Here is an 11,061-nt window from a genome sequence, read left to right as displayed (position 1 = left end):
TTTGAGGACATATTTCTAGGTTCCACTGCGAACAGAGTCGTGCATCACGCCAAGTGTTCGGTTCACGTAATTCGTTGATCCAAAGCTAGCGATGCGAGATCTCTATGGGGTCTTGTCAGAAGAACTTGGGGGTCTTGTCAGAAGAACTTTGCTTGAGCGGGGCATGGCGGTTGCGTAGCTTTCGCCCATGACCAGACCTGCCTCTTTCAAATACTTCAAAACCAGCCCTGAGATTATCCGCCTTGCGGTGATGTTGTACATCCGGTTTCCGCTCTCGCTTCGGAATGTTGAAGACCTACTGCATGAACGCGGGATCGATGTCGGCCACGAAACTGCCCGATATTGGTGGAACAGGTTTGGCCCAATGTTTGCTGCTGAAATCCGAAGAAAGCGTGTTCAGCAACTGCGGGCCTTCTCCAAATGGAAGTGGCACGTGGATGAGGTTTTCGTGAAGGTGAATGGCAAGCGGCATTATCTTTGGCGGGCTGTTGATCACGAAGGCGAGGTGCTAGAGGCCGTTGTTACCAAACGCCGAAACAAAGCTGCAGCACTGAAATTACTCAAGAAATTGATGAAGCGATACGGTAAAGCGGAAACCGTCGTCACGGATCGCTTCGCATCGTACCGGGCCGCGCTCAGAGAGCTTGGCGTTACCGAAAAACAAAGGACGGGCAGGTGGCTTAACAACCGGGTTGAGAACTCACACCTTCCTTTCCGACGAAGAGAACGCGCGATGCAGCGATTCAGGCGTATGCAAAGTTTACAGAAATTCGCCGCCGTCCACTCCTTCGTCTACAACCACTTTAACCAGGAGCGATCTCTCACCAGCCGAGGCACCTTCAAGCTGACACGCGCCGCTGCTCTCGCCGAGTGGCGCGAACTTGGCGCGGCATGAAGGACAGCTCTACTGGCCTAGTTGAGACTAGTTCGAATTTGTCTGACAGCACCGCCACTCATACCCGTCTCAATCCAGTTGTATTTTCTGACCCGGAATTGTGCCGCAGTTCCCGCGTTGGCGCTTGCGCTTTCAATCTGAGATGGAGCAAGCGTTGCACTTAGAGCAGAATTCAGGCCTCAGTCTAAGTGCCGCATTTTGTCGGGGTCTCTTTGGGCCGGATTTCCCTGATAACCATCAGTTTACGGGGAATTATCGTGAGATGGGTTCGAATACAGGCATTTTTCGTGTCAGAATTGTATGTTTTTCAGCGGCTTATGTCGCACACATCCCTGGATGTTGGAGCAGGGGATTTTCTTGTGGGAACAGGGAATTGTTTAATCGTTCTTGTCAGAAGAGCTTTGCTTGAGCGGGTCAGGGAGCTTTCGTAGCTTTTACTCATGCAAAGATGATCCCCCAGTATTTCAAAACCAGCCCCGAGATCATCCGCCTTGCTGTGATGCTGTACATCGGTTACCGCTCTCGCTGAGTGGCGCGAACCTGGCGCAGTGTAAAGAGCAGTTCTACTGACCCAGCTGAGACTGGTTCGAAATTGTCTGACAACGTCTCTTACCGGTTCAGGTTCCTTTCACATCACTGGAGAACCGCGCCGCGTTTTCCTTTGCAAAGGCGCTGGCATCCGCGTCGGCATCCCAGAACTGCGGGTTTGCCTTGGGTATCGTCAGCGCGCGCTGCACGGCGGGCCGGGCATCAATACGGTGGAACCACGAATTCAGATGCGGCAAGTCCGACACTCCTACCCGCGCCCAGACATAAGCGCGTGCCCATGGGTACAGCATCATGTCAGCGATGGTGTATTCGTCCGCGGCGATCCATTCACGCCCATCCAGGCGCGTGTTCATCACTTCCATCAAGCGGCGGCTTTCGTCCACGTAGCGGCGGATTGAGAACGGCTCTTCGTGGCCGTTTGGTGCGGCGATGTGCTGGAAGTACATCGCCTGTCCCATCATTGGGCCTATATGGCCGACCTGAAAGAACATCCACTGCATGACCTCTGACCGTTTGACCGGATCCCAAGGCAGGAATTTTCCGTATTTTTCGGCGAGATGCCACAGGATCGCACCGGATTCGAAGATGGCGCGCCTCTCCGAACGATCCTCGATTGTCGGGATCTTTCCATTTGGGTTCAGCGCCAGATAATCCGGCGCCTTCTGTTCCTGCTTGGAAAAATTGATATGTGTCAGGTCGTAGGGGACGCCTGCCTCCTCCAGGAAGATAACCGGCTTGTACCCGTTCATCGTTCCAGCGGTATAGAGATGGATATCAGGCTGGGACATGTTCAAGCTCGGCAAATGTGGTTTTTAGATGCGCGTCAAATCGAGCGAAATCGGCCTCGATTTCCGGGTCCTTCATAACATCGAATGCAGCAAAAGTCGGAAGGGGTTGCATGGCAAAGAACTTTGCGTTCAGGTGCATCGGCGCTAACAGGTCGTCGACGCTGGAGCCCGCAAAGAAAGGCTCGGACGCATCATCGAACGCTTCTTTTGGGGCGTTGAACGTAACCGACAGCATGTATTTCTTACCGTTTAGTGTGCCCCCGGTACCGTAATTGGCTTTGGGCGCGTCGGTCGTTCGACCGTCACCTGCGCACATGCGGCCATCCATGCCAGCCGTATATACCTCATCCATGTATTTTTTGAATATCCACGGTACCCCCATCCAGTTCACCGGGAACTGCATGATGACTGTATCGGCCCACAGATGCGTCTCGACCTCAGCATTTGCATCATAGCCGTCGGCGACGGTGGTCACACGCACGTCGTGACCCATTGCGGTCAGCGTGTCACGTGCGCGTTTGGCGAGGCTGGCGTTCAACTGTCCGGGGGCGAATTCGTAGGGCTGGGTGCCGTTGACGATCAGGATTTTGCTCATGTCCATATCCTATATGTACTATCTCTGAACCCTTGACTTTCAGCGAGTTCAGAGAGCATTTGATTGCGATGGTGTGATAATTCAACTAGTATACTTTTGGTAACCTAGATGTCTGAGCGAAGGGACGACGATGCGGGCGCGAATTGATGAGGATGCCAAAGGGCGCCGAAAGGTCTCAGAGGCCTGTCAGGAACCATGTGCAATCGAACGCGGTATGCGGATCATTGGCGGAAAGTGGACGGGGTCGATCTTGTGGCACCTTAGAGATGGCCCAGTGCGCTTCAACGATCTGTCGCGCATGATCGGCGGTGCCAGCAAGAAGATGATCACTGAAAGACTACGTCAACTTGAGGGGCAGGGTCTGGTTCGCCGGCAGGTAATGGATACCGCTCCTGTTTCCGTGCAATATTCGGTTACCGAATTTGGCCAGACAGCTCTTGGTTTTCTTGAAGAGCTTCGAAAGTGGAGCGAAGAATTACCTCAAGAGTTGGATCGAACCATGTGATAATATGAGGGAATGAGTCTGTGGGTAGTTTGAAAGCAATCCACCATGCTGCGGTCATTTGTTCGGACTATGAGCAGTCCAAGGCATTTTATTCAGAAACGCTGGGGTTGGAGATAGTTGCGGAAAATTTCCGGGCCGAGCGGCAATCTTGGAAGCTGGACTTGGCTTTGCCGGATGGTACTCAGATTGAGTTGTTTTCCTTTCCCAACCCGCCCAAACGCACGTCCCGCCCCGAGGCGCTGGGTCTGCGGCATCTTGCGTTTGTTGTAGACGATATCGAGAAGTTGAAAGACAGATTGGAACAGAAGGGTGTTCCCGTCGAAGACATCCGTGTCGATGAATATACCGGACGCCGTTTTACCTTTTTCAGTGATCCGGACGATCTTCCTTTGGAATTGTATGAAGCCGCGCCGACTGCGTTGAAGTGATGTTTCCCGTTCTTTAGGCTGAGCGAAGCAGGGAGGAATGCGCATGGAAGTAAAACCTCTCACCGGTGGATTGGGTGCTGAAATCGTCGGGGCGGACATCCGGCATGAAGATCAATTCGACGCGATTAAGTCAGCCTTCGCAAAGTATTCCGTAGTCGTACTGAGGGGCCAAAACGTTAGACCGCAAGAGCATCTGTCCTTTGCGCGAAGGTTCGGCCCGATTAACGTGAACCGCTTTTTCAAACCTGTCGACGGCTATCCCGAGATCGCCACAGTTTTGAAAGAGAAAGATCAGAAAGAGGCTGTGGGAGAGGGCTGGCATACCGACCACTCCTATGATCAGGAACCGGCCATAGGCTCAATTCTGCACGCCTTGGAAGTCCCGCCGCACGGCGGCGACACGCTGTTTGTGTCAATGGCTGCTGCCTATGAGGCTCTGTCGCCCACGATGCGTGGTTTTCTGAATGGCCTGTGGGCGGTGCATTCCTCTCGCCATGTCTTTGGCTCCAGCAACATGGAATCAGAGGCCGCAAAAAGCGGCAGGCTGGGTAATGCCGAAGCTGCCACGCAAGACGCCTTGCACCCCGTTGTCATCACGCATCCGCTTAGTGGCAGGCGTGGGCTGTTCGTCAATCCTGTGTTCACCACCGAAATCAAGGGGTTGAGCGCAGATGAGTCTGCGGCCGTGCTTGGGATGCTCTATGATCATTGCAAGCAGCCCGAATTCCAATGCCGCCTCCGTTGGCAGGCAGGGGATATCGCCATTTGGGATAACCGAGCCACGTGGCACAAGGCAATCAACGACTACCACGGTTTTCGACGCCTTATGCACCGGGTGACGGTTGAAGGGATTGCCTTGAAGCCGTGAGGCAAGTGGCACAAGGCGGACCTCTGCGACTCAGTTTGGGCGCGACGACGCTGTAACACCCCCCCCTCGATTCCCGGTGCACTATTTAAAAAAAGGGCGATCGGTATCGAAATTTCTGTTTATTTTCTTGAGCATATAATGCCTGTCGAATTTTCTCTTGTCACAATTGGAACGTTCCATTAAAGATTTTGGAACGTTCCAATTGCGGAGTAAGAGGATGAATTGGGCATTTGTCGGAGCGAGCACAATAGCTTCGCAATACATGTTGGACGCGGTGCGCCGGCAGGCAGGCAACAACGTGACCTGGGTCGTCAGTCATTCTCCAGATCGGGTTCAGACCTGGGCCAAGGAACACGGAATTCCCAACGCAACGACGGACGTGGACGCTGCGCTTTCTGACGAGAACATTCAGGCTGTTTATGTTTCCTCGACCAATGAGAAGCACCACGGTCAGGCCATGGCAGCCATTTTGGCTGGTAAGCATGTTCTATGTGAAAAGCCACTTGGGATGACTCAGGAGGAAGGTGTCGAAATGGTGCGCGCAGCCGAAGCGGCTGGCGTAACTTTTGGTACAAATCACCACCTGCGATGCTCTGGCAGCCATCGTGCCATTCGTGACCTCATTGCAGACGGGCGCGTCGGCGACGTTCTTTCGCTGCGTATACATCACGCGGTACATTTGCCGGGAAACCTACAAGGGTGGCGTATCAACTCAGCAGATGCCGGCGGCGGCGTGATCCCCGACATCGTCGTTCATGATGCGGATGTCACGCGGTTCCTGCTTAATGAGGACCCGGTGTCTGTCGTTGCGCAAATGGCCAGCTCTGGGATGGGGCAGGGGGTCGAAGACTCGTGCATGTCCGTCTGGACGATGCCTTCAGGCGCGATGGTCATGACACATGAAAGTTTTACGCACCCATTTGCAGGTTCGGGCCTGCAAGTGCACGGGACCAAGGGTTCGATTTTTGCGGATGGCGTCATGACGCAGCGCCCAGTTGGGGCAATAAAACTGGTGACAGAAGCCGGAAGCGAAGAAATCCCGTTTTCGGAGCATTCGCTCTACATTCAGGGCGTGTCCGAATTTGTCGCCGCAACAGCGGGTCAGGGCCGTCCAGCTGCGGATGGAACTGATGGAGTGAAATCGCTGTCCGTCGCGCTGAGCGTTCGTGAGGCCGCAGCGTCAGGTAAGCGCATCAACGTAGACTATGGTGGCTTCTGATGACCAAGCTCGTTTCCGTTTCCGAGGCCGTTTCTCGCATTCCTGACAATGCGGTGGTAACCGTTTCGTCGTCCTCGGCATTGGGGTGCCCTGACCTTGTGCTGAAGGCACTTGGAGAGCGGTTTTGCGCGGAGGGGCATCCGCGCAACATTACAACGCTGCACCCTATCGCCGCCGGGGATATGTATGGCGTGAAGGGCATGGATTATCTGGCGCAGGATGGATTGCTAAACCGCGTTCTCGCCGGATCATACCCGTCGGGCCCTTCCAGCCTTGAGATGCCGGAAATCTGGAAAATGATCGTCGAGGATCGGGTCGCCGCATATAACGTGCCTTCGGGAATTCTGTTCGACATGCATCGCGAGGCCGCAGCGCATCGGCCCGGTGTTCTGACGCAGGTCGGGCTTGAGACTTTCGTGGATCCGGTGCGCCAGGGGTGCGCGATGAACGCGCGTGGCGCGGCTGCGCCTATCGTGAACCGGAGAGAGTTCGACGGTCAGACCTGGCTGCACTTTCCGAACATCAACCCGAACGTATGTGTTTTGCGCGCAACAACGGCGGATGAGTTCGGCAACCTGACCTATGAACACGAAGGTGCTTATCTGGGCGGGCTGGAGCAAGCGATCTGTGTACGCAACCACGGTGGGATCGTGATCGCACAGGTTCAACGTGTGACTGCCGCCGGAAGCTTGCGCCCCCATGACGTGCGCGTGCCGGGGCATCTGGTCGATCTGATCGTTGAAGACCCGAAGCAGATGCAAACGACGGAAACGTCGTATGACCCTGCGATCTCTGGCCAGATTATGCGCCCTTGGGACAGCTTTTCGCTGGCCGAGCATGGCGTCGAAAAGGTCATCGCCCGCCGCGCCGCGCAAGAGCTGCGCACAGGCATGAGCGCCAATCTGGGCTTTGGAATCAGCGCCATGGTCCCGCGTGTCTTGTTGGAAGAGGGGCATCCTCAGGCTGTGACATGGGCGATCGAGCAAGGGGCCGTTGGAGGCGTCCCATTGACCGGCTTTGCCTTTGGCTGCGCGTCCAATGCACATGCTTTCGTGCCGTCCCCACAGCAATTCATCTATTTCCAGGGCGGCGGCTTCGACATGTCGTTCCTTTCTTTCCTTGAGGTCGATGTCGAAGGCAATGTGAACGTCTCCAAACTTGGTAAGAAGCCCTATCTGACTGCAGGGTGCGGTGGCTTTGTCGATATTACCGCGCGCGCCAAGAAGATCGTGTTCTCGGGCTGGTTCGAAGCCGGCGCCAAGATTGATCTGGCGGATGACGGTATCCGTGTGAAGGCCCCCGGAAAATTCACCAAGATGGTGGATCAGGTCGAGCATGTCACATTCTCCGGCCGCCGTGCCCGGGAAACCGGTCAGGACGTGCTGTATGTAACCGAGCGCTGCGTTATTCGCCTGTCAGATCAAGGTCTGGTTGCGACGGAAATCATGCCCGGAATTGAGGCGCAACGCGACATTGTCGAAGCTTCGGGCGGTCGCGTCAAAGTCGCGGAGAACGCGGTTCAGATGTCCAAATCTCTGTTCGCAGTTGGCCCGATGGGGATGACGCTGTGAGCAAGCTTGGGTTTCATATCGAGGGTGCGACCGCTGTGCTGACATTGGACAACGTGTCCAAGCTCAATGCTCTGACGGTGGACATGCTGAATGCGCTGGAGGCTCGTCTGCAAGAGGTCGAGCGTGACGCATCCATTCGTGCGCTTGTTCTGACCGGTGCAGGGGAAAAAGCGTTCTGTTGCGGGGCCGATATTGGCGCATGGGGTGGTCTGAGTCCCGCCGAATTCGCGCGCCATTGGGTCCGTGACGGCCATCGGATCTTTGACCGTCTGGCACGGATCGGCAAACCGACGATTGCTGCGATCAATGGCCACGCCTTTGGCGGCGGGCTGGAGCTGGCCAGTTGTTGTGATCTGCGTCTGATGACCCCGCGCGCCACGCTGGCCTTGCCCGAAGCCAAGGTTGGAATCGTGCCGGGCTGGTCCGGGACGCAACGGTTGACCCGGCTGATCCCCGAGGCTGCGGTGAAGGAGATGGCGCTCTTCGGGCGCCGTATTGGTGCCGACCGTGCGCTGGCTTTAGGCTATGCGACCGAGGTGATTGACGAGGTTCTGGCGCGCGCGCTTGAGATCACCGCCGATCTTAGCGACCTGTCGCCCCGCGCCACCGAAATCTCGAAAAACATGATCCACGCTGCGGTCGGTGAGGACAGCCATGCTGCGGTCGAAGCCCTCGGCAGTGCAGCAATTGCCGCCTCGGCGGACCGCGAAGAAGGCGTCGCGGCGTTCATGGAAAAACGAAACCCAACATTTTCGGGCCTTTGAAATTATGAAAGACATCGCAATCAACCCTGCCATCCCGTTCGAGCTGCCGCCTCTGTTTGAAGGCCGGCACCTCATCAATGGCATATGGCAGGACAGCGCCTCGGGTGAGACGTTCGAGCGCCGCTCTCCTTCGCACGGCCACATCGTCAGCCGTTCGGCCATGGGGGGAGAGGTTGAGACCCAGGCCGCGATCCAGGCGGCGCGCAAGGCGTTCGACAGCGGTGCCTGGAGCCGTGCTTCGGGCAAGGAACGCGCCTCCGTCTTGCTGAAAGTCGCCGATTTGATCGAGCAGAACGTTGACCGGATTGCCCTGATCGAAACACTGGAAAGCGGCAAGCCGATCAGTCAATCCAAGGGCGAAGTTGGCGGTGCCGCAGATCTGTGGCGCTATGCGGCCTCATTGGCACGCAGCACCCACGGCGACAGTCACAATACTCTTGGCATGGACATGATGGGTGTCGTGTTGAAAGAACCCATCGGTGTCGTGTCGATCATCACACCTTGGAACTTTCCGTTCTGGATCCTCAGCCAGAAACTGCCATTTGCACTGGCCGCAGGCTGTACTGTCGTCGTGAAGCCATCCGAGATGACGCCGTCGACGACCTTGATGCTCGGCGAGTTGCTGGTCGAAGCAGGATTGCCCGCCGGTGTCTGCAATATCGTGCTTGGTTATGGCGTTCCCGTCGGGAGCTTGATGTCCGGTCACAAGAGCGTGGATATGGTCAGCTTTACCGGCTCGACAGCCGTGGGCAAGACGATCAGCGCAGTTGCGTCTGGTACGCTCAAAAAGGTCGCGCTCGAGCTTGGGGGCAAAAACCCGCAGGTCATCTTTCCCGATGCCGATCTGGATGCAGCGGCGGATGCCGTTGTGTTTGGCATCTATTTCAATGTCGGCCAGTGCTGCAATTCAAGCAGTCGCATCATTGTGCACGAAGACATCGCCGACGATTTCCGAGGGCGTGTCGTTGCCTTGTCGCGCAAGGTCAAATTTGGCGATCCATTGGACCCGACGACGCAAGTCGGAGCTATCGTAACGCCCGAGCACAACTCAAAGATAGACGCTTATGTCAAACAAGCGAAAGCGTGCGGCGCGACTATAGACTTGGGTGGTAAGCCGCTAGAGGTCGATGGTCTGGGTGATCAGTTCTACCAGCCGACAGTGATTTCTGGCGTCTCGCCAGAAATGCCCATCGCCCGCGATGAGGTATTTGGACCGGTTCTGTCCGTTTTGACCTTCAAAACACTGGACGAAGCAATCGCGCTAACCAATGATAGCGCTTACGGTCTGTCGGCAGGGGTCTGGAGCCAAAACGTTCACACCTGCCTTGAGTTCGCCCGTCGTGCAGAAACGGGAACGGTCTGGACCAACACCTGGATGGACGGATTCCCGGAGGTCGCCTTCGGTGGGTTCAAACAATCCGGGCAGGGGCGGGAAATCGGACGTTACGGGTTCGAGGAATTCTTCGAAGTGAAATCAGTAGTCATGCGCATCGGCAACAGCCGAGCGCCATGGGTTCCGCAAGATTAAGACCGGGCACCGGATTGGTCCCGAATAAGAAGAACGCATTAAGGGAGGAAACAAGAATGCGTAAACTGCTGAAGACAAAATCGCTGTTTGTGGCCGGTCTGCTCTGCACGACCAGCCTTGCGCACGCGGAAGACGTGGAAGTTCTGCACTGGTGGACTTCAGGTGGTGAGGCCGCAGCGTTGAATGTTCTCAAGGAAGACCTGTCCGGGCAGGGAATCGGTTGGACCGATATGCCCGTTGCGGGTGGTGGTGGCGAACAGGCGATGACCGTTCTGAGGGCTCGTGTGACTGCCGGTAACGCGCCGACTGCTGTTCAGGCTTTGGGCTTCGACATTCTGGACTGGGCCAATCAGGGCGCGCTGGCTGATCTGAATGAGGTCGCAGCGAAAGAAGGATGGGATGATGTCGTCCCGGATGCTTTGAAGGCCTTTGCCAAGCATGACGGCAAATGGGTCTCGGCACCAGTCAATGTGCACTCGACCAACTGGGTCTGGGCGAACAAAGCGGTGCTGGACGCTAACGGTATTGCACAGCCCACCAACTGGGACGAATTCGTCGCGGCGGTTGAGGCGTTGAAAGCTGCCGGTGTCACACCGATCGCGCATGGTGGTCAGGCCTGGCAGGATGCGACCATCTTCGATGCTGTGGCGATGTCGACACTTGGGCCCGATGGCTACAAAGCAGCCTTCGTTGACCTGGACGAGGAAACACTTGGTGGCGACGCCATGAAGGAAGCGTTCGACCGTATGGCGTTCATTCGCGACAACGTGGATGAGAATTTCTCGGGCCGCGACTGGAACCTGGCGACTGCAATGGTCATCAACGGTGAAGCCGGTTTCCAGATGATGGGTGACTGGGCCAAAGGCGAATTCCTGAACGCGGGCAAAGTGCCGGGTGAGGACTTTTTGTGCTTCCGCTTCCCGGGTACTCAGGATCAGGTCACCTTCAATGCTGACCAGTTCATGATGTTCGATCAGGGCGGTTCGGTGTCGGCTGAACAGGCCGCGCTGGCCAGCGCGATCCTTTCACCATCCTTCCAGATTGCTTTCAACAAGGTGAAGGGCTCTGTCCCGGCTCGTACTGACGTGGATGGCAGTGATCTGGATGCTTGCGGCCAACAGGGCATGAAGGATCTGGCAGCAGCGGCTTCGTCGGGCAACTTGTTTGGTTCGATGGCGCACGGCCATGCCGCGCCGGCATCAGTGAAGAATGCGGTCTATGACGTCGTCACAGCCCATTTCAACGGCGAGTATGACAGCGAGACTGCAGTGGTTGAACTGGTCGACGCAGTTTCGATCGCCAAGTGATCTTATCGTGATCCTCCCGATGGGGCGGCAGGTTGGCCGCCCTG

General features: G+C 56.3%; 12 protein-coding genes. 10 read left to right on the top strand and 2 right to left on the bottom strand.

The genetic code is table 11. The features are described from left to right. The first annotated feature begins 9 nt into the window (after positions 1-9). Positions 10-78 (top strand): universal stress protein, encoded by a 69-nt coding sequence (locus ACR0JW_RS16515; RefSeq protein WP_480714210.1) that lies wholly within the window; start codon positions 10-12, stop codon positions 76-78. Between the two features lie 109 nt (positions 79-187). Continuing rightward, positions 188-895 (top strand): IS6 family transposase, encoded by a 708-nt coding sequence (locus tag ACR0JW_RS16510; RefSeq protein WP_480714205.1) that lies wholly within the window; start codon positions 188-190, stop codon positions 893-895. 617 nt (positions 896-1,512) lie between these two features. Here ACR0JW_RS16510 and ACR0JW_RS16505 read toward each other — a convergent pair. Beyond that, positions 1,513-2,232, bottom strand: coding sequence for a glutathione S-transferase N-terminal domain-containing protein (locus ACR0JW_RS16505; protein ID WP_170680619.1), 720 nt, complete (start codon positions 2,230-2,232; stop codon positions 1,513-1,515). Continuing rightward, a complete protein-coding gene (locus ACR0JW_RS16500) occupies positions 2,219-2,827 on the bottom strand; it encodes an NAD(P)H-dependent oxidoreductase (RefSeq protein WP_170680616.1) in 609 nt (202 codons plus the stop codon). Before ACR0JW_RS16500 ends, ACR0JW_RS16505 begins: the two co-directional genes overlap by 14 nt. Before the next feature lie 214 nt (positions 2,828-3,041). Between ACR0JW_RS16500 and ACR0JW_RS16495 the strand changes: the two genes are divergently transcribed. The 8 genes from ACR0JW_RS16495 (at position 3,042) to ACR0JW_RS16460 (ending at position 11,017) form a co-directional block, all read left to right on the top strand. Beyond that, complete coding sequence (locus ACR0JW_RS16495) at positions 3,042-3,332, top strand: winged helix-turn-helix transcriptional regulator (RefSeq protein ID WP_480714204.1); 291 nt, start codon at positions 3,042-3,044, stop codon at positions 3,330-3,332. A gap of 20 nt (positions 3,333-3,352) precedes the next feature. Then, a complete protein-coding gene (gloA2, locus tag ACR0JW_RS16490) occupies positions 3,353-3,760 on the top strand; it encodes an SMU1112c/YaeR family gloxylase I-like metalloprotein (RefSeq protein ID WP_480714203.1) in 408 nt (135 codons plus the stop codon). A 43-nt stretch (positions 3,761-3,803) separates the two neighbouring features. Then, complete coding sequence (locus ACR0JW_RS16485; RefSeq protein ID WP_170680609.1) at positions 3,804-4,628, top strand: TauD/TfdA family dioxygenase; 825 nt, start codon at positions 3,804-3,806, stop codon at positions 4,626-4,628. A gap of 217 nt (positions 4,629-4,845) precedes the next feature. After that, positions 4,846-5,847, top strand: a complete 1,002-nt coding sequence (locus ACR0JW_RS16480; RefSeq protein WP_170614500.1) for a Gfo/Idh/MocA family protein — start codon at positions 4,846-4,848, stop codon at positions 5,845-5,847. Then, entirely contained in the window at positions 5,847-7,418 is a 1,572-nt protein-coding gene (locus ACR0JW_RS16475) for a CoA-transferase (RefSeq protein ID WP_170680592.1), read from the top strand. Before ACR0JW_RS16480 ends, ACR0JW_RS16475 begins: the two co-directional genes overlap by 1 nt. Beyond that, positions 7,415-8,182, top strand: a complete 768-nt coding sequence (locus ACR0JW_RS16470) for an enoyl-CoA hydratase/isomerase family protein (RefSeq protein WP_170680589.1) — start codon at positions 7,415-7,417, stop codon at positions 8,180-8,182. The genes ACR0JW_RS16475 and ACR0JW_RS16470 overlap by 4 nt, the downstream gene beginning before the upstream one ends. Before the next feature lie 4 nt (positions 8,183-8,186). Next, positions 8,187-9,710: an aldehyde dehydrogenase family protein gene (locus ACR0JW_RS16465; RefSeq protein ID WP_170680586.1), complete on the top strand. Its 1,524-nt coding sequence runs from the start codon at positions 8,187-8,189 to the stop codon at positions 9,708-9,710. Positions 9,711-9,766: 56 nt separating this feature from the next. Next, complete coding sequence (locus ACR0JW_RS16460; RefSeq protein WP_170614504.1) at positions 9,767-11,017, top strand: ABC transporter substrate-binding protein; 1,251 nt, start codon at positions 9,767-9,769, stop codon at positions 11,015-11,017. Positions 11,018-11,061: the final 44 nt, after the last annotated feature.

The sequence above is a fragment of the Ruegeria sp. BG6 genome (assembly GCF_056538465.1).
The sequence above is the reverse complement of the archived record's forward strand: the minus strand, read 5'-3'. Positions and strand labels throughout refer to the sequence as shown.

Excerpts from the sequence above, each read along its gene's own strand:
- ACR0JW_RS16460 (WP_170614504.1), top strand. The coding sequence starts at position 9,767 with ATGCGTAAACTGCTGAAGACAAAATCGCTGTTTGTGGCCGGTCTGCTC.
- ACR0JW_RS16505 (WP_170680619.1), bottom strand. The coding sequence starts at position 2,232 with ATGTCCCAGCCTGATATCCATCTCTATACCGCTGGAACGATGAACGGG.
- ACR0JW_RS16500 (WP_170680616.1), bottom strand. The coding sequence starts at position 2,827 with ATGAGCAAAATCCTGATCGTCAACGGCACCCAGCCCTACGAATTCGCC.
- ACR0JW_RS16465 (WP_170680586.1), top strand. The coding sequence starts at position 8,187 with ATGAAAGACATCGCAATCAACCCTGCCATCCCGTTCGAGCTGCCGCCT.
- ACR0JW_RS16485 (WP_170680609.1), top strand. The coding sequence starts at position 3,804 with ATGGAAGTAAAACCTCTCACCGGTGGATTGGGTGCTGAAATCGTCGGG.
- ACR0JW_RS16510 (WP_480714205.1), top strand. The coding sequence starts at position 188 with ATGACCAGACCTGCCTCTTTCAAATACTTCAAAACCAGCCCTGAGATT.
- ACR0JW_RS16480 (WP_170614500.1), top strand. The coding sequence starts at position 4,846 with ATGAATTGGGCATTTGTCGGAGCGAGCACAATAGCTTCGCAATACATG.
- ACR0JW_RS16495 (WP_480714204.1), top strand. The coding sequence starts at position 3,042 with ATGCGGATCATTGGCGGAAAGTGGACGGGGTCGATCTTGTGGCACCTT.
- ACR0JW_RS16475 (WP_170680592.1), top strand. The coding sequence starts at position 5,847 with ATGACCAAGCTCGTTTCCGTTTCCGAGGCCGTTTCTCGCATTCCTGAC.